The 17359-nt window shown below is 46.7% G+C and carries 18 protein-coding genes; 15 read left to right on the forward strand and 3 right to left on the reverse strand.

Features of this window, described 5'->3' with window-relative positions:
- Positions 1-8 precede the first annotated feature (8 nt).
- From mtaB to ASG16_RS19900, 5 genes are all read left to right on the forward strand, one after another.
- Positions 9-1367: a tRNA (N(6)-L-threonylcarbamoyladenosine(37)-C(2))-methylthiotransferase MtaB gene (gene mtaB / locus ASG16_RS19880; RefSeq protein WP_056491065.1), complete on the forward strand. Its 1359-nt coding sequence runs from the start codon at positions 9-11 to the stop codon at positions 1365-1367.
- On the forward strand, positions 1364-1792 hold the full coding sequence (locus tag ASG16_RS19885) for an NUDIX hydrolase (RefSeq protein WP_056491068.1): 429 nt from the start codon (positions 1364-1366) through the stop codon (positions 1790-1792). Before mtaB ends, ASG16_RS19885 begins: the two co-directional genes overlap by 4 nt.
- Positions 1793-1796: 4 nt before the next feature.
- The gene (gene deoC, locus ASG16_RS19890; RefSeq protein ID WP_056491071.1) at positions 1797-2462 is read left to right on the forward strand and encodes a deoxyribose-phosphate aldolase; all 666 of its coding nucleotides are present in this window, start codon (positions 1797-1799) and stop codon (positions 2460-2462) included.
- A 101-nt stretch (positions 2463-2563) separates the two neighbouring features.
- Positions 2564-2959, forward strand: coding sequence for a CidA/LrgA family protein (locus ASG16_RS19895; protein ID WP_007727662.1), 396 nt, complete (start codon positions 2564-2566; stop codon positions 2957-2959).
- Complete coding sequence (locus ASG16_RS19900; RefSeq protein WP_056491075.1) at positions 2952-3617, forward strand: LrgB family protein; 666 nt, start codon at positions 2952-2954, stop codon at positions 3615-3617. Before ASG16_RS19895 ends, ASG16_RS19900 begins: the two co-directional genes overlap by 8 nt.
- Here the strand turns inward: ASG16_RS19900 and ASG16_RS19905 are convergent.
- Complete coding sequence (locus ASG16_RS19905; protein WP_056491078.1) at positions 3583-4566, reverse strand: Na/Pi cotransporter family protein; 984 nt, start codon at positions 4564-4566, stop codon at positions 3583-3585. The genes ASG16_RS19900 and ASG16_RS19905 overlap by 35 nt on opposite strands.
- Positions 4567-4655: 89 nt before the next feature.
- Between ASG16_RS19905 and ASG16_RS19910 the strand changes: the two genes are divergently transcribed.
- Positions 4656-5951, forward strand: coding sequence for a class I SAM-dependent rRNA methyltransferase (locus ASG16_RS19910; RefSeq protein WP_056491080.1), 1296 nt, complete (start codon positions 4656-4658; stop codon positions 5949-5951).
- Positions 5952-6016: 65 nt separating this feature from the next.
- On the opposite strand, the gene ASG16_RS19915 is transcribed toward ASG16_RS19910, so the two are convergent.
- Positions 6017-6205, reverse strand: a complete 189-nt coding sequence (locus tag ASG16_RS19915; protein ID WP_056491083.1) for a DUF4177 domain-containing protein — start codon at positions 6203-6205, stop codon at positions 6017-6019.
- Positions 6206-6304: 99 nt separating this feature from the next.
- Complete coding sequence (locus ASG16_RS19920) at positions 6305-6796, reverse strand: hypothetical protein (protein ID WP_056491086.1); 492 nt, start codon at positions 6794-6796, stop codon at positions 6305-6307.
- Positions 6797-7030: 234 nt separating this feature from the next.
- On the opposite strand from ASG16_RS19920, the gene ASG16_RS19925 reads away from it, so the two are divergent.
- The 9 genes from ASG16_RS19925 (at position 7031) to ASG16_RS19965 (ending at position 17318) form a co-directional block, all read left to right on the forward strand.
- A complete protein-coding gene (locus tag ASG16_RS19925) occupies positions 7031-8158 on the forward strand; it encodes a D-alanine--D-alanine ligase (protein WP_056491171.1) in 1128 nt (375 codons plus the stop codon).
- Positions 8159-8377: 219 nt separating this feature from the next.
- Positions 8378-10183, forward strand: a complete 1806-nt coding sequence (locus tag ASG16_RS19930; RefSeq protein ID WP_056491089.1) for an IucA/IucC family protein — start codon at positions 8378-8380, stop codon at positions 10181-10183.
- A gap of 40 nt (positions 10184-10223) precedes the next feature.
- Positions 10224-12095, forward strand: a complete 1872-nt coding sequence (locus tag ASG16_RS19935) for an IucA/IucC family protein (RefSeq protein WP_056491092.1) — start codon at positions 10224-10226, stop codon at positions 12093-12095.
- A 1-nt stretch (position 12096) separates the two neighbouring features.
- On the forward strand, positions 12097-13341 hold the full coding sequence (locus tag ASG16_RS19940; RefSeq protein ID WP_056491095.1) for an AMP-binding protein: 1245 nt from the start codon (positions 12097-12099) through the stop codon (positions 13339-13341).
- Positions 13338-13604 carry an AsbD family acyl carrier protein gene (gene asbD / locus ASG16_RS19945; RefSeq protein ID WP_056491098.1) on the forward strand — a complete coding sequence of 89 codons (267 nt, stop codon included), beginning with the start codon at positions 13338-13340 and terminating at the stop codon, positions 13602-13604. Before ASG16_RS19940 ends, asbD begins: the two co-directional genes overlap by 4 nt.
- 32 nt (positions 13605-13636) lie before the next feature.
- Positions 13637-14620: a DUF6005 family protein gene (locus ASG16_RS19950; RefSeq protein ID WP_056491102.1), complete on the forward strand. Its 984-nt coding sequence runs from the start codon at positions 13637-13639 to the stop codon at positions 14618-14620.
- Between the two features lie 6 nt (positions 14621-14626).
- Positions 14627-15463 carry a sugar phosphate isomerase/epimerase family protein gene (locus ASG16_RS19955; protein WP_056491105.1) on the forward strand — a complete coding sequence of 279 codons (837 nt, stop codon included), beginning with the start codon at positions 14627-14629 and terminating at the stop codon, positions 15461-15463.
- A gap of 111 nt (positions 15464-15574) precedes the next feature.
- Positions 15575-16705, forward strand: a complete 1131-nt coding sequence (locus ASG16_RS19960) for a TolB family protein (protein WP_056491108.1) — start codon at positions 15575-15577, stop codon at positions 16703-16705.
- 40 nt (positions 16706-16745) lie between these two features.
- Positions 16746-17318 carry a histidine phosphatase family protein gene (locus tag ASG16_RS19965; protein ID WP_056491111.1) on the forward strand — a complete coding sequence of 191 codons (573 nt, stop codon included), beginning with the start codon at positions 16746-16748 and terminating at the stop codon, positions 17316-17318.
- Positions 17319-17359: the final 41 nt, after the last annotated feature.

The following is a 17359-nucleotide window of genomic DNA, read 5'->3' on the forward strand; positions in this document are numbered from 1 at the left end:
GAATGGCAATGTCTACCGTTGCTTTTCATACATTGGGCTGTAAAGTAAACAGCTATGAAACAGAGGCCATCTGGCAATTGTTCAAGGCAGACGGCTACGAGAGAGTTGACTTTGAACAAGATGATGCAGATGTTTACGTCATTAATACTTGTACGGTTACGAACACAGGAGATAAGAAGAGCCGCCAAGTGATTCGTCGTGCGATTCGCCGTAATCCTGAGGCGATCGTAGCTGTAACTGGCTGCTATGCGCAAACCTCTCCAAGTGAGATTGCGCAAATTCCTGGTGTAGATATCGTAGTTGGTACACAAGGGCGCGAGAAGCTGATCGAGTACGTGGATCAAATTCGTGCAGAACGCACGCCGATCAACGCAGTAGGAAACATTATGAAAGCTCGCGAGTTCGAAGAGCTTGACGTTCCTAACTTTACGGATCGCACACGTGCTTCCCTCAAGATTCAAGAGGGCTGCAATAACTTTTGTACGTTTTGTATTATTCCTTGGGCGCGCGGTCTGATGCGTTCCCGCAAACCGGAAAGCGTCGTTGAACAGGCTCAAAAGCTGGTAGAAGCGGGCTATCTGGAAATCGTTTTGACTGGGATTCATACGGGTGGATACGGCGAGGATTTGGAAGACTACAACTTGGCCAAGCTGTTGCTTGACCTTCATCAAGTCGAAGGCCTCAAGCGAATCCGTATTAGTTCGATCGAAGCGAGCCAAATCACCGATGAAGTGATCGAGGTCATCAACAATTCCGATCGTGTCGTGCGCCATCTGCATGTACCGCTGCAAGCGGGAGATGACGAAGTGTTGAAACGCATGCGCCGCAAGTATACGACTGCTGAGTTTTACGAAAGAATGGTCAAAGTACGCGAAGCATTGCCAGGAGCAGCAATTACAACTGACGTCATTGTAGGCTTCCCGGGTGAGACCGAAGAGCAATTCTGGAATGGATACGAGTTTATGAAAAAAATCGGGTTTGCCGAGATGCACGTATTCCCGTACTCCATGCGTACAGGTACACCAGCAGCGCGTATGACAGATCAAATTCCTGAAGAGGAAAAGAACGAGCGCGTAGCGAAGCTTTTGGAGCTCAATCAGGAATTGACCTTGGCATACTCCAAGAAATTCGTAGGGGATGTACTGGAAGTCATTCCGGAGCGTCCGTTTAAGGAAGCACCAGATAGCGGTCTTCTGATGGGCTATTCGGACAACTACCTGAACGTCGTCTTCCCTGGCGATGAGAGCATGATCGGCAAGATTTGCAAGGTCAGACTGGATGAACCAGGCTCGGAATACTGCAAAGGGACTTTTGTTCGCGTAGTGGAAACAGGGGCGCTTCCTTACCTGAAGGAGCGAGCTATATGAGGGAGATATCGGCAGGAGGCGTTGTATACCAGAAGCAAGACACAGAGTACATGCTCCTATTGATTGAAGACCGCTATGGCAAAGTAACACTCGCAAAAGGGAAGCAGGAGATGGGCGAGACCATCGAAGAAACGGCTCTGCGCGAAGTTTTGGAAGAAACAGGCGTAGCAGGACGATTGGGGTCCAAGCTCGACATGATCACCTACGTGTATACGCATCCGGTGTCGGGCGAATCCATCGACAAAGAAGTCCATTATTATTTGGTGGAAGCTTACAACACGGAGATCACCGTACAGCTAGAAGAAATCAATGATGTTCATTGGCATCCAGCAAAGGAAGCTTGGGATTTGCAACTGCAACGAGGATACCGAAACAATGACAGCATTTTTCGCCTTGCATTCGAACATTTAGGGATAGAGGTGTAGTTCTATGAACATGAACAAATATATCGATCACACGCTGTTGAAGCCTGATGCTACTCAAGAGATGATTGACAAGCTGTGCCAAGAAGCAAGAGAGCACGACTTCATGTCTGTATGCGTAAACCCTTATTGGGTAAAACGCTCTGCTGAACTTCTGGCAGGCTCTGATGTGAAAGTGTGCACGGTTATCGGATTCCCTCTGGGAGCGAGCACCATTGAGTCCAAAGCAGCCGAAACCCGCGATGCGATTGCAAACGGAGCAACTGAGGTAGATATGGTACTGAACGTAGGTGCCCTGAAATCCGGCGACCTGGAAACTGTCAAAAATGACATCGCTGCTGTGAAGCAAGCTGCTGGTGATATTCTTTTGAAGGTGATTCTGGAGACTTGCCTCTTGACCGAAGAAGAAAAAGTAGTTGCGTGCAAGCTCTCCGTAGAAGCTGGTGCTGATTATGTAAAAACCTCCACAGGATTTTCAACAGGTGGAGCAACGGTTGAAGATATCGCGCTAATGCGTAAAACCGTAGGACCAAATGTAGGCGTAAAAGCGTCTGGTGGCGTTCGTGACGGCGAAACAGCGGTTGCGATGATCGAAGCAGGCGCGAGCCGTATCGGTACAAGCTCCGGTGTTTCCATCGTAACTGGAGCAAAAACAACAGGCAGCGGATACTAATACGAAAGAAAAGCCTGGCCGAGGTAAGGCCGGGCTTTTTCCGTCCTACATGCTGATGTTCCTATAGAGAGAGGATAGGGAGCGGGGAGGAGATTAGCAAAATGAAATTTGTTAAAGGAATCGTCATCCTGTTGGCTTTTTATGGGGTAGGCGTAGCTGCGAGCAAATGGCTGCATATTCCCCTGCCCGGGAACCTGGTGGGAATGCTGCTGTTAACACTGGGACTGTGTATGGGATGGATACGAATGGATTGGGTGGAACAAGCGGGTACTTTTCTGATCCGACATATGTTGCTCTTTTTCGTACCGATCATCGTCGGAGTTGCTTCCTATTTAAACGTATTCACGCAAAATCCATTGCCAATCATACTATCGATGGTTCTCGGTCCGTTGCTGGTCATGCTTGTGACTGGCGTAGTCGTGCAATGGTATTTGAAGCATCATAAACAAAAATCAGAATCGTCCTTGCAGCAAGAGGGGAGGACTCTGGATGCTTAGTCCATTTTTCGCCATTTTGGTATCCATAGCAGGGTACAAAGGCGCAACAATGATCAACGCTCGATTCCAACGATTGCAGCCTCTCTTGGTGGCTGTAATCTTGGTTTGGACCATGTGGTGGGCGTTTAGCGGTGATTGGGAGGCGTTTGCTGCCGGAGGATCGTGGATTTCCTTTTGGCTCGGCCCTGCAACGGTGGCACTCGCTATTCCACTGGCTAAACAGATCAAGGAATTTGCTCATATTTGGCGCGGTGTTATGCTTGGTGTATGTGCAGGCTGCGCAGTTGCGATCTTCGTCGTTATGGCGGTTCATTGGTGTCTGGGTTCAGATGAGCTCGTATACAAAAGCATGCTCAGTAAATCTGTGACCACCCCGATTGCGTTGGAGCTGAGCCGGTCCATAGGTGGGGAACCTGCACTTGCAGCCTTTTTTACCGCGCTGACGGGGATGGTCGGTGTGATGATTGCCCGTCCTGTTCTCAAATGGGGAAAAATCAAAGATGATTGGGCAATCGGGATCGCCATTGGTACGAGTGCACACGCCATTGGCACGGCTAGCCTGAACCGTGTTTCTCCTGTTCAAACGGCAGCGTCCAGTGTCGCAATGATCGTGGCAGGTGTTATTACTTCCATCTACTTGATACCATTTTCCTTCTAATGGTGTGGTCAGTAGGACGACGCTTATCAGGGATTAGCCATTGAATAAACCGGGCTATCTGCGGGACGAATGGCAGCGCGACCAACGAGCAGACGAGATTGAAGATCGTCTGTGAATGAGCGATCTGCATAGAAGGACTATCCGTTAAAAATGCACTGACGAGGGCAAGCTGGGAAAGAAACGGTAAAAAAACAATCGCGCCAGCAACATTGAAGAGCGTATGGCACCATGCGACCTGTTTGGATGCCGTATTCGTGCCAATTGCAGCGATGACAGCGGTAAAGCAAGTTCCGACGTTCGCGCCCAATACAATGGCGAGTGCCGTTTCCATCGAAAGAATTTGATGACTGAGTAGACCCATCGTGATGACTGTCGTAGCGGAACCGCTATGAATGAGAGCGGTGAAAATGATCCCGGTTATCAAACCGATCCAGATGGAATGTCTGCTTTCCAGAAAAAGCGAACGAAACGTCTCAGACTGCTCCAAAGGCTTCGCCATGACTTTCAATGTATCGATACCGAGGAAGATCAGTCCGAAGCCGGCGACGACGAGACCGATGCAACGAATGTTTCGGCGCGGCATCAGCCATAGAGCCACTCCGATGAGGAGCATGGGGATGGCAAAGGACTCGAGCTTGAGCGCAACCAGCTCCGTTGTCACGGTCGTGCCCAGATTGGTTCCCAAAATGATGCCGACGGTTTGCGTGAACTGGATGATGCCTGCGTTCGTCAGCCCAATCGTCAGGACAGTTACTGCACTGGAGCTTTGTAAGACAAAAGTAGCGAAGAGACCAATCCAGAAGCTATGGAGTGGGGTACGAGTAAAGCGCCCCATCCATTCTTCCATTTTTTTGCCGGCGAGGTTTTGAAAGCCGGAGCGCATGGCGTACATACCGAAAAGAAAAAACGTGAGCCCAAAGGTAAAAGGGGCGAGGATGGAGACTATCACAAGATACGTTCCTCCCTGTCCATTTTTAGCAAGTTACTATAACGCTATGCCTGTACAAGGGCAAGCATGACAAGAGGAGGAATAGCTGCATGGCACGTGTGCTATTGAATCAACATCGGAAAAAGCGGCTAGAAGTAGGACATCCGTGGATTTTTCAATCAGAGGTATTAGAAATTCAAGGGGATGTAGAACCAGGTGAAATCGTCGAGGTCACCAATCACAAAGGACATTTTTTGGCAAAGGGCTACATCAACCCAGCTTCACAAATGATCGTGCGCATTTTGAGCTACGACCAAAAAGAAGAGATCGACTACGACTTTTTCTTGGGGAAAATCAAGGAAGCGGCAGAATTCCGGACGAGATTTGTGGATAACCCACGGGCTTGCCGTGTCATTTACGGGGAAGCCGACTTTTTGCCAGGACTCATCGTCGACCGCTACGAAGACACTTTGGTTGTTCAAGTCCTCTCATTGGGGATGGAGAAGCGCATCGATTGGATTCGGGATGCATTGGTAGAGGTATTTGCACCGACCGGTATTTATTTGCGCAATGATGTACCTGTCCGTGAACTGGAAGGGCTGACACAGGGCAAAGAAGTCCTGTACGGAGAGTGTCCTCGTGAGGTATTGATCGAAGAAAACGGATTGAAATACTATGTGGATATCGTAGAGGGGCAAAAGACCGGCTTCTTCTATGATCAACGGGAAAATCGTGCTTCCATTGCGCCATTGATGAAAGGCTGGGGCGAAAAGCACGGCATAACCCTGACGAGCATGGAGGTAGAAGGCGAGACAAAGCAGGTGCCTGTGGACAAGCGTGGTAAAGTGGTCAAAAATCCGTTTTGGGATGGCGCCGAGGTATTGGAATGCTTTACACATACTGGTTCCTTTACCCTGAATGCTTGCAAGCACGGTGCGAAAAAAGTGACAGCCCTCGATATTTCCGATCACGCCATCGAAACAGCGAAGCGAAACATTACACTCAATGGCTTCTTGCATCGCGTTGATTTTGTGGTGGCGAATGCGTTTGATTACTTGCGTGAAAATGTAGAGGCAGGTAAGAGCTGGGATGTGGTCATTCTTGACCCGCCAGCGTTCGCGAAATCCCGTGGAGCAGTGAAGGGCGCTTGCCGCGGTTACAAAGACATTAACTTAAACGGAATGAAGCTCGTCCGTCCAGGTGGGTTTCTCGTTACCGCGTCTTGCTCGTACCATATGTCCCCTGAGCTGTTCCTGCAAACGATCCAAGAAGCAGCGATCGATGCGAAAAAGATATTGCGCCTGATTGAATGGCGAGGCGCGGGCAAGGATCATCCGCAAATCAGTGGGGCTGATGAGGCTCATTACTTGAAATTTGCCATCTTTGAAGTAAGAGATCGTCGATAGAGAGAAAAAGAAAAACAGCGTCCGCTTTCATACGGCGCTGTTTTTCTTTTCGGCTTCAGCCTCATTTAAGCCTTTGGTTTTTCAAAAATCAATTCGAAGTATTTGGCCAAACCGTCGCCCCCGATGCTTGGAGCAAAGATTTGCACCAAACGCCAGCCTTCCTTGGCGTGCTCGTGGACAACGGTCTGATAATCTTCTTTTGGTTGGCGTCGAAAAGAGGACAGCTCAACTCGGACGAATTTGTATTCAAACATGTTCTTTCCCCCCGCTTGTATCGTCTCTCTTTTTATACGCGCGACGAGCGGAAAGAGTTGCAAAAGAATGTGAATCGTTTCGAATAAAGAAATAAGTGCTCATGACAATTGCTTGTCATTTTTTACACGCCTGACGAGATCGAGAGCCTGCTTGAACCCGAGTTCCTTGCCTAAAAAGACTTGTCCTTCGGCGGGGGTAGAAGCGCGGGCCAGGCTTAAGTTCTGAAGCTCGTGGGTCAAGAGATGCTCGACCAGATAAAGCTGGACCTGACCAATTTCGCGTTCGCTTTTCCGATCACGCTCCTTGAATTTAGCCCGCTGCTGACTTTCCTCCACGTACTTGTCAATATCATCCTCCAAAAAATGTGATGCATTGCAGATGATATGGCGGTAGTCATCCGTCTTAGAGGGAATGGTACGGATGGTGTGACCGAGATGGGCAAGGAGAAATTTGTTCAAGACGATTGGGTCACGGGTGTAGTTATTATGCAGCAGGGAATATTCCCCCAAGAAAGAGCCGCTGTCCTTATCATAGCTGTGCAATAAAGTGTAAGAAGAGCAGTACGTGCAGTACAGTAAATAATCTCTCATGGAAATCCCTCCAAAAAATAGCTCCATGACAGGAATTTTATTTATATGGTATGAGAAAAAACGTGAGCAGGTGATACTTGCTTCTCTTGTTTTTGGCGTTTGGTTTGTGTATGCTAAATGACGGGCTCGGCCCGGTAAATAGAGCAGATGTTGGGCTTTTGCATAGCATAGGAGAGAGTAGAAACTGGGTAGACTCTCCGGGTTTCGTACGGAGGGGAAAGGAGCATGACACAGATGGGAAATCAAAAGATTCGACTGGGCATTATTTATGGAGGAAAATCCTCAGAGCATGAAGTTTCATTGCGTACGGCCATGTCCATTATGCAGGCCGTGGATGCAAATAAATATGAGGTAACACCTGTGTACGTTCAATTGGATGGCTCTTGGGTGACTGGAGAAACACTGGCAGGTCAACTGCCGGATAAGATCGAAGCGTTGCGTTTATCGGCAAAAACATCAGTTATTAACGAGGCAACAGAGACAGGGCAAGAGCTGGCAATCGCAAGCAAGCCAGGGGCGCTGTTTGCCATGAATGAGCAAATGGATGTTGTTTTCCCTGTGGTTCACGGACCATTTGGCGAAGATGGGACGATTCAAGGATTGTTGGAATTGACAAATATCCCGTACGTGGGAACCGGAGTAATGGCTTCCGCTGTCGGAATGGATAAATGGATGATGAAGACCGTCTTTGCACAGGCTGGACTTCCGCAAGTGAAATATGTAGGCTTGCTGCGTTCTCAATGGGAAAAAGGCCAGGACGATGTCATGGATCGGATCGAGCGTGAACTCGGCTTTCCGTGTTTCGTCAAACCGGCGAATATGGGCTCCAGCGTAGGGATTAATAAAGCGAGAAATCGTGAGGAACTCAAGCACGCATTAGATGTAGCTGCCAAATTCGACCGCCGATTGATTGTAGAAGAGTTCGTTCAAGTCCGTGAGTTGGAAATTGGCGTTTTGGGGAATGAAGAGCTGATGACTTCTGTCGTTGGGGAAGTCATTGCCGCTAAAGAATTTTACGATTACGAAGCCAAGTACAAGGGGGCGGGAACAGAGCTTTCCATTCCTGCCATCGTTCCCGAGCATGTATCCGAACAAATCGCGGAAATAGCCAAGCAGGCATTCCAAGCACTCGATGGCTCTGGCCTTTCCCGTGTTGACTTTTTCTGGGATGAGAAAAACGACAAACTCTATATCAACGAAGTGAATACGATGCCAGGCTTTACGCCGTTTAGCATGTACCCAATGCTCTTCCAAGCAGCAGGTGTGAGCTACAGCGAGCTGATCGATCGTCTGGTGCAACTCGCTATCGAGCGACATGCGGATAAAGGTCGCAACGTCGTAGATGCGGAAGAGTTGGATTAATCATGAGAAAAAAGATGCTGATGAATCGGCATCTTTTTTCTTTTTGTCTAGGATGATGGAACTAATTTCTGTCAGACTATCTCTCCTAACTGTACAAGCTAAATATTATCACTTGAAATGAGAATGATAATCGTTTACATTATACATGGGACGTTTTACCAGTTATGTAAGTCGCAATGCTTGAATGAAAAAATTGGATCAAGCAAGAGGAGAGGTAACATGTTCGTAGTCAAGCATATCGCAGAGCATGCAACGATGCAGAGCTTTCTCAATTGTTATCTCCGAGAAACAGGTAAGGGCGAGTGGATCAATCGGAAAGACGAGATTACGAAGCAGCTAACGAAAATCATCCAGCCGAGTACAACTGGTACGTACCTTCATTGCGAACTCCCGCAGCAGGGGATTTCCCTCTATGTCGGTGTCCAATATCATTCGGTGACAGGCAGGCATTTGTTTCATTATCCAGCTTGCTACCGAAGTGGTGACTGTACTCGTTTCGTACAGGCGGACTATTTGACATTAGCGGTTCTTTTGATTAAAGAACTAACGCTTCAGCATGGGGAAAATGCAGTTCCAGATGAATTAGTCTTGCGTATGATTCAAAGCTGCCAAAGCATTGAGAAATTTGTTCGGACTCGCCAAAGTAATGCCGAGATTTTATATGGCGTGGAACAAAGCTTCATCGAAGCAGAGCAGGCGCTTTTATTCGGTCATTTGTTCCATCCAACCCCGAAGAGTCAGCAAGGAATTCCTGAGGCCAAGCAAGCGTTGTATGCACCGGAGTGTTGCGGGAAGTTTCAACTTCACTTGTTTGCTGCCCATCCGTCGATTGTTCACGAAAAATCTGGGCTAAAAGAATCCGCTACGCAATTACTGAAGGGTGAGTTTCCTTCGAGAGCTGATGTCGATCCATCATTTTCAATCGTCCCGATTCATCCGCTTCAAGCAGAATGGTTGCTAGAACAGGTAGCCATACAATCCTTGATCGAGAAAGGGTTACTTCTTTACCTGGGTCCAGCGGGTGAGGAGTATATGGCAACATCCTCTCTTAGAACGGTTTATCATCCTGAAAAGAAATATATGCTCAAGCTGTCCGTCCCTATCAAAGTTACGAATTCTTTACGTATCAACAAGTTAAGTGAGATGGAAATTGGTTTAGAGGCGAAGCAACTTTTTGAAACAGGGATCGGTGAGGTGAGTCGCAAGTATCCAGGCTTTGGCTTTATCTCTGATCCGGCTTACATCACGATCATGTTGGAGCAGGAGGAAGAAACGGGATTTGAAGTAATCCTGCGTGATAATCCCTTTATGGGGAGTAATGCAGGGCAAGTCACGCAAATCGCGGCACTCGTGCAAGATCCACTTCCTGGGTACAAGAATAGGTTGGCAACGATCATTCACCATCTGGCACAAAAAGAAGGGAAGGCACTGGAAGTAGTTAGTTTGGAATGGTTTAAGCGGTATGTAGATATTTCATTGAAGCCAATGGTATGGCTCTATCTAAAGTACGGAATCGGCTTGGAAGCCCATCAACAGAATAGTGTTGTCACGCTCAAAGACGGATACCCGGATCAGTTCTTTTATCGTGATAATCAAGGCTACTATTTCTCAGAATCGATGCAAGAAGTATTAGAGACAGAATTACCTGGGATTGGCAAGGCGAGTAGAAACATTTACAAAGACCATCTTGTAGACGAGCGAATCACCTATTATATGATTTTTAACCATATGTTTGGACTCATTAATGGATTTGGAACGGAAGGTTTAATTGACGAACAAATCTTATTGGCAGAGATGCATGAGGTTTTGACGGAGTTTTTACCTATGAATCGAGAGGCGTCGAAGTTTCTGGAGAATCTACTTACTCGCGAACAGCTTCCGTGTAAGGCGAATCTGCTCACGCGCTTCTATGATCTGGATGAATTAACCCAACCGGAAGAGAGATCATCTGTTTTTGTTTACATAGATAATCCTTTAGCAAAAGTAAAGCAGACCGAAAAGGCTGAGCTGCATGCTTTTGGATAGCTTACTAGCATCTAGCTTGAAGAGATTTGGAGGATAAGGTATGGAGTTAACAAAACAAGATTTCTCGATTGAAGAGGCACTTCACTCAACGCAGTATGTGCAGGTGAGAAGAAGGGTGTTTCGACAATGCATCGAGTCTTTGTTATATGAGGGGATTTTGATTCCTGAGACGACCATCCAAGAGGGTGAAGAGACGATTTACACCCTACATGGGCTTGATGAGGGGGATCTGCCTGTTCGCTATCGTTGCCAAGGGCGGAGGAGTGCGAGTTTTGGGCTTGTTCGTTTAGGGAAGGACCCTGTTACTCGTGTTGTTTACGATCACAGCGGAGTCGCACAGCACGAATCTGAAGCGATATCCCTCACTCGTTTTTTAGTGGAAGTCTTCCGAATGAATACCGTAGATGAACAAAGACTGAAGCTATTTGCCAATGATTTGGAACAAACGTTGTTAAAGGATACATTGTCCCAATACTATCGGGTACAAAATGATATTCGGATGCAAGGCAAATCGTACGATGAGCTGGAAGGTGATCTGATGGACGGTCACCCTTATCACCCTAGCTATAAATCACGTGTTGGATTTACCTACGTAGATCATTTTGCCTATGGTCCTGAATTTAAGCAGGAAGTTCATTTTCTTTGGTTAGCGATACATAAACAATATTCTCAAGTGTCCATTGATCAAGACAGAAATTTCGATGACCTTCTTTTGGAAGAAATAGGCCAGGAACAAAAAGAAGTGTTTCAACAAATCATCATCAATCATGGATGCGCTCCTGATCAGTATGCCTTCGTGCCTGTCCATCCTTGGCAGTGGCGTAATCATATCGTGCCTGGATTCCAAGACGATATCCATCGCAAAGAGATCATTGTGCTAGGGGTAGGCTCTGATGGTCATCGTCCACAACAATCCATCCGCACCTTTGCTAACAACAGTAATCCGCATAAACCATATCTGAAACTCTCGATCAACGTAGTGAATACTTCAGCGCCGCGTCATCTCACCCCGCACTCATTGGCAAGTGCCCCCATTGTTTCGAGGTGGCTCAAGGGGATTACGGACGCAGATTCGTATTTACGAGACGTGCAAAAAGTGATCATGCTTCAAGAGTTTGCAGCAGTGGCATACGATCCTCCCCCTGCTTCTGAACTGGTGGAAATGGTTACATTCGGGGTAATTGGGTGCATGTGGAGAGAAAGTCTCATCCCGCATCTCGAGGCGGGAGAAGAGGCAGTTCCTTATAACGTATTAGCGGCAGTAGAGGTGGATGGGGTGCCATTCATTGATCGTTGGATTCGTGAACAAGGGCTAGAAAATTGGCTTGCGCGATTATTGGAAAGCAGTGTATTGCCAGTCGTTCATATTCTTGTGAAACACGGAATTGCAATGGAAACCCACGCGCAGAATATGATCTTGGTGCATCGGGAGGGTGTACCTTCTCGGGTCGCATTGAAGGATTTTCATGAAGATTTGATTTTTTGCCAACCGTTTTTGAGTGAGCCAGATAAATGCCCGAATTTCGCGGAAGTGCATGAATATTACGCAACGAAGCCCGATGATGTGATGTTTCACATGAATGAAACATCGACAGTCAGAGATTTGACATTGGAGACTTTATTTCTGATCAATCTGGGGCAATTAGCACGGCTATTAGAAGAACATTACGCATATACCGAAGAGCAATTCTGGGAGATGGCCGTTCAGGTATTGGAGGGTCATCAGCAACGATTCCCGGAATTGGCGGAGCGATTTACGCGATTTGATCTGTTTGTTCCAAGCGTGCAGGTAGAGAAATTGACCAAGAAAAAGCTATATACAACAAGCGAGAACTATCATTTACATGAAGTTCCCAATCCTTTGTTCGAGGCAAGAAAAAGGCTTCATTCCATGGCTGTGGGAGGTTACTAGCATGTTCATTGTGAATCAAAATGAGATTTCTGTGCATGAGATGGAGAGACATAAGCAAGGATTCGAAAGCATGGATCATTTTCGACAGCCGGAAGGAAAGCGGTACGCCGTCTGCATAGCTGACCCACTTGACGTGATTAGTCTTGTTCCATTTTTACGTGAACATAATGCCTCCGTGCTGTTAATTCACGGAGAAACCCCAATGGAAACAGCCTATCAGATGGCAGTGAAGGCAAGATGTTATGGGCTTGTTTATCAGGAGACGAAGCACTTCTTGTCCATCACGGATAAACAACAGAGTGAGAAACCATCGCTCTACCAATATAGCTCAGGTACTACAGGGGACGCGAAGCTGATCGGGAGAAGCTGGGATGATATTCAAACAGAAATTCATGCCTACAACCAGTTGTTTCAGGGAGAGGAAGCGTTAACCCCGATTGTGCTGGCATCGGTGACGCATTCGTATGGATTGATATGTGGAGTTTTGGCAGCACTGGAGCGGGGAAGCAAGCCTTCGATTGTGACGCACAAAAATCCGAAGTTTGCTTTGCAAGTGATTCAAGGTACTCCCCGGCATATAGTGTATGGTCTGCCAGTCTTTTATCACATCCTATCAAGCTTTACGCGAGAGCAGGTACGCTTTCACCGGTTAATGACATCTGGAGCTCCGATGCCAGAAGGCTTGTTTCTAAAGCTGCAGGGCATGAGCGACACCTTGATGCAACAATATGGATGCTCCGAGGCGGGGTGCGTCAGTATGAGTAAACAGATGCGGTCGCATACAGATCTGGGGGTGCCCCTATCCCATGTAACAATGACAGCAGGTGAAAAGGAAGAACAACCCGGTGAAATAAAGATTTGGAGCGGACAGAACGAAATAGCGACGCAGGATTTAGGTTTCTGGACAGAAGAAGGACATATTCAATTTGTATCCAGGATGGATGATGTGATTAACGTTTCTGGCTTAAAGGTATTTCCTTTGGAGGTCGAGGACGTCATTTTGAAAATGAGTGGGACGAAAGAAGTGGTTGTGTATCGTGGGCGTCATCCGGTCATGGGAGAAATTGTAAAGGCGCAGGTTATTACCGAGGGAGGAGCTACTCCTGAACAAATCAGGGAATGGTGCCAAGATCGTTTGCCAGGCTATAAAGTCCCATTCGAAATCCAATGTGTGACGAGCATTCCTAAGACAGCCACAGGAAAAATCAGCCGTCGATTATTAGAAATGGAGACGATCAGCAAATGACACGAACAGAAAGAATCGAGCAAATCCATACGATCATGACCGAAAAATTAAAATTATCACATATCCTCCCGCTAGAGGAGTCCATGCGATTGAACGAGGATCTACATATTGATTCGATTATGCTATTGCAACTGATTGTTTATATCGAGGAAGATTTGCATTTGGTAGTTCCTGCTCACGAGTTAGATCCACGAATCTTCCAAACGGTTGGATCACTCCTTACTTTTGTTGAACAGTTGGAACCGCAGCATGTATCGAATTAGCGTCTATACAAACACCGAGTGGGGGATACAGAATGGTTAAGGTCCATTGCATTATTTCATGCCTATGCGAAGTGATTAAGCGGCGCACAAAGATTGATTATCGTCCCTATTATTTTGGCATTTGGGATGCCGAGTACTCCATAACGGATCAAGGTGTGGTCACCTATTACATTGATAACCACGAAGAGATTATCAAGGGATATGAACGACTTTTCCGAGCGAAAGTAACAGAATGGTATGATCATTCCCAAGATAAAGCCTCCAATCTGGACATGTTCTTAGCGCTTATTGATAAGCGTACCCAGGATCAGTTTGTCCTTGTTCAGATAGACATGTCGCTGGTTCCAGAGCGAGATAATAAATTTGCGTTGAAGCCATTCCCGCATTTTTTGATGATTTCAAAGACGGAGAACGAAGATGAGTGGTTTATGTTTGACCCGGATTTTCGTTGGGAGGGCAATGTGAAGAAGGAGACGGTGATCAAAGCCTTCTTAGAAAATCCGTTTGGTGGCGGCTTTATGGTGGATGCGAGTGAAATTAAGGAACCAACCTATGAAATGATCCACGACTATTTCTACGACGCACTCAAACGTGATCATAATCCATTTACCCTTGAGTTGAAGCAATTGATTACAGACATGGCAGAAGGGCGCAATGGATACAACTTGGACATGCTGCTCCCGGCAGTGACTCAGGTAAAGGTGATTGCGATCCGTAAATACAGCTACGAGTATGCATTCCTATATCTGCAAGATTACCTGCAATACCATCGTGATGAGTTTTTGCGCATCGCCTATAAAGTGGAGGACATCTACCAAGGGTTTACGACAGCTCAGTACTTGTCAGTCAAAATGGCGATGACCAAGAATATGGCGTTGTTACCTCCGATTATCGAAGCGTTAGAAGAGATTGATCTGATCGAGCTTGAAGTGAAAAAAGAGTTGGAGCGTCAGTTTGTTTTGTGGACCCAAATGGATAAAAGTCTCGTCACTGTAGATGAAAAAGGGTGGAGGTAAAGTTAAATGAAACTCTCATTGTGCACAATCACTTTTCGCCACCAGTTAATTTCGTTAGCACAAATTGTTCAGTTTGCTCATCGTCATCATTTTGATGGAATCGAGTTATGGGGAACCCACGCCCAGCATCTGTACGATCATGATCGATTAGAGATGGAGGAACAGGTAAGGCTAGTCAGGGATCAAGGCATGAGTATCTCCATGCTTAGCGATTATTTGGATATTGCTACTTCATCTGGTTTTCAGCGTACACTGGAAAAAGCAAAAAGACTCATTTCACTGGCGAAATTGCTACATGTAAAGCAAATCAGGACGTTTGCTGGACAGAAAGCGAGTCAAGAAGTGGGGCCAGAAGAGCGGGCGCGCTATGTGCATCATCTGCAAATCTTATGTAAGCTGTGTCAAGAGCACGGGATTCAGCTTTTGGTCGAAACACATCCAAACACGCTCACGGATTCTATGAGTTCTACACTTGCTTTGTTGCAGGAAGTCAATCATCCTGCACTAAAAGTTAATCTTGATTTTCTTCATGTCTGGGAATCAGGTGCTGATCCAATCGACGCGTACGAGCAATTGAGACCGTGGGTAGCTCATTATCATTTGAAAAATATTTCCTCACCGAATCATCTGCCAGTATTCGCTCCGCATAATGTATATGCCCCTAACGGCGATCGGGAGGGAATGGTACTGCTCGGTGAAGGTGTTGTAGATTATGGGCCTATTTTAGAAAAGATTGCGGAAACGGATTATTTTGCATCGATTGAATGGTTTGGTCAGAGTCCACAGCGTGTATTAGCTGAAGAGGTAGAGTGGTTGCGAAAGGCAATGATGGTTCGTGCGTAAGTGAAAAAGGTCGGAGGCGCAGGGGTGCTTCCGACCTTTTTTCGTGTAAAAAGAAACCAAGTGCTTCCCGCGAGCGTCTACGTTATTGATTACTTATTCGGGAGGACCCTGATGAAAAAGCCCTTATTGCTCTCTTGCCTGCTGATTTCCTTGCTGGGCATCCTTGTCCCTGGACAAATCAATGCCGCTGCTCCTGCGAAGGCAGACCCTCGTAAGCCAGAGCCGGTCGTCATCTATCAAGTAACGGTAGATGGAAAAGTGACAAAAACCGTTACGAACATGCCCTTGATCCACCGGGCGAGCATGTCGCCATCGGGCAGGTTTGTATACGGTGAGCGGATCGGATATGGGAAGACAGACCGAACCATACCGTACTTGTACGATATGCAAACAAAAAAGATGACGCAGCTATCCGGCTATGGCAAATGGTCACCGAAGCAGGACGCGCTCTACGTTCGTGAAAATGGCGGTATCGTGAAGCTCAATCTGCCCGACGGCAAAAAAACTGTGCTCGTTCCGGCAGCAGCTCAGTATCCTGTCCTTGATTTTTCCGTTTCACCGGATGAACAGTACATGGTGTTCACCCGGATGGACATGCTCTCTTCCAATTCCAAAGTAAGCGGTCACCTGATCTTGCAGCACCTGCCTACACTCAAAATGAAAAAGAATGATCAGTATGAATGGCCAAGTGGAACAGAAGAAGAAATGTATTACTGGGTGCCGAATTCAAAAAAGCTATTTTACAAAACGCAAACCGCAATCAAGGAGTTAGACTTACCGACTGGTCTGAAATACGATCACAAAATGACGGCATTTCCTTCTTACTCCAACGATATGAAGTACCGTTACATGCGAACCACTACAGAAGAATACATGCTGGATTTGCAGACAGGGAAAAAAGTCAATTTGAAGGATTCCGTGTTCACTGAGAGCTACTTGGACAAGATTGTTTGGTCGCCATCAGGAAGTCAGATGGCAGTAGAACAACACTCTCGTACTTCCAATTCTCAAGATTCCTATATGTACATTCAATCATGCAAGCAGGTCACGAAATGCGGTTATTCATTCGGCTCTCCTGACAAGGGAATGCCTGGCTATTATCATTTAAGTGACAATCATCGTATCATCGGCTGGGCAAAGGACGGGAAGTCGTACTATGTAGCTGATCTCGCATCGATCCACTATAGCGCTTTTCCGTCTGAAAAGTTGGGTCCTTCCAACAATGTCATTGAACTGCGATGATTGCTCGATCGAAATCCGCCAAAACGGAAGAGGTGCTAGGATGCTCACACATGTCTATATGATCCGCCACGCAGAATCTCCATACATTCAGGATCAGGAGAAAACACGCGGATTGTCGGAAAAGGGCTGGCAAGATGCGCAATGTGTAGCAGATATCTTGCAAGGAGAACAAATTGACGTGTTTGTCTCCAGCCCTTATGCAAGAGCCATCCAGACAATTGAAACTACGGCGAAGCAAGCGAATCGGGAAATCAAGCTGGAACCGGATTTTCGCGAGCGCGAATTAGGTGCTTGGGTAGAATGCTTTGAGCATTTTGCACAGGCTGTCGAGCATGTATTTGCAAACCGTGAGTTCGCTTTCGCAGGGGGAGAATCGAATGCGGTAGCGGGGGAAAGAGGACTCGCTGCCTTGCAGGAAGTTTTGGATCACCATCGAGGCAAAAAAGTCGCGATTGGCATCCATGGAAACATCATGACGATCATCATGAATCATTACGATCCATCGTACGATTTCTCTTTTTGGAAAAAGACCTCGATGCCCGATATTTATAAACTAAGCTTTGAGGAAGATCAATTAATCCAGGTAGAACGTCTTTGGAATGACAATCACTAAAAAAGAAGCCGTCTCCCGTATAATACGAGAGGCGGCTGTTC

Source organism: Brevibacillus sp. Leaf182, assembly GCF_001423865.2.
Lineage (GTDB): Bacteria > Bacillota > Bacilli > Brevibacillales > Brevibacillaceae > Brevibacillus > Brevibacillus brevis_C.

Excerpts from the sequence above, each read along its gene's own strand:
- mtaB (WP_056491065.1), top strand. The coding sequence starts at position 9 with ATGTCTACCGTTGCTTTTCATACATTGGGCTGTAAAGTAAACAGCTAT.
- ASG16_RS19885 (WP_056491068.1), top strand. The coding sequence starts at position 1,364 with ATGAGGGAGATATCGGCAGGAGGCGTTGTATACCAGAAGCAAGACACA.
- deoC (WP_056491071.1), top strand. The coding sequence starts at position 1,797 with ATGAACATGAACAAATATATCGATCACACGCTGTTGAAGCCTGATGCT.
- ASG16_RS19895 (WP_007727662.1), top strand. The coding sequence starts at position 2,564 with ATGAAATTTGTTAAAGGAATCGTCATCCTGTTGGCTTTTTATGGGGTA.
- ASG16_RS19900 (WP_056491075.1), top strand. The coding sequence starts at position 2,952 with ATGCTTAGTCCATTTTTCGCCATTTTGGTATCCATAGCAGGGTACAAA.
- ASG16_RS19910 (WP_056491080.1), top strand. The coding sequence starts at position 4,656 with ATGGCACGTGTGCTATTGAATCAACATCGGAAAAAGCGGCTAGAAGTA.
- ASG16_RS19915 (WP_056491083.1), bottom strand. The coding sequence starts at position 6,205 with ATGTTTGAATACAAATTCGTCCGAGTTGAGCTGTCCTCTTTTCGACGC.
- ASG16_RS19920 (WP_056491086.1), bottom strand. The coding sequence starts at position 6,796 with ATGAGAGATTATTTACTGTACTGCACGTACTGCTCTTCTTACACTTTA.
- ASG16_RS19925 (WP_056491171.1), top strand. The coding sequence starts at position 7,031 with ATGGGAAATCAAAAGATTCGACTGGGCATTATTTATGGAGGAAAATCC.
- ASG16_RS19930 (WP_056491089.1), top strand. The coding sequence starts at position 8,378 with ATGTTCGTAGTCAAGCATATCGCAGAGCATGCAACGATGCAGAGCTTT.
- ASG16_RS19935 (WP_056491092.1), top strand. The coding sequence starts at position 10,224 with ATGGAGTTAACAAAACAAGATTTCTCGATTGAAGAGGCACTTCACTCA.
- ASG16_RS19940 (WP_056491095.1), top strand. The coding sequence starts at position 12,097 with ATGTTCATTGTGAATCAAAATGAGATTTCTGTGCATGAGATGGAGAGA.
- asbD (WP_056491098.1), top strand. The coding sequence starts at position 13,338 with ATGACACGAACAGAAAGAATCGAGCAAATCCATACGATCATGACCGAA.
- ASG16_RS19950 (WP_056491102.1), top strand. The coding sequence starts at position 13,637 with ATGGTTAAGGTCCATTGCATTATTTCATGCCTATGCGAAGTGATTAAG.
- ASG16_RS19955 (WP_056491105.1), top strand. The coding sequence starts at position 14,627 with ATGAAACTCTCATTGTGCACAATCACTTTTCGCCACCAGTTAATTTCG.
- ASG16_RS19960 (WP_056491108.1), top strand. The coding sequence starts at position 15,575 with ATGAAAAAGCCCTTATTGCTCTCTTGCCTGCTGATTTCCTTGCTGGGC.
- ASG16_RS19965 (WP_056491111.1), top strand. The coding sequence starts at position 16,746 with ATGCTCACACATGTCTATATGATCCGCCACGCAGAATCTCCATACATT.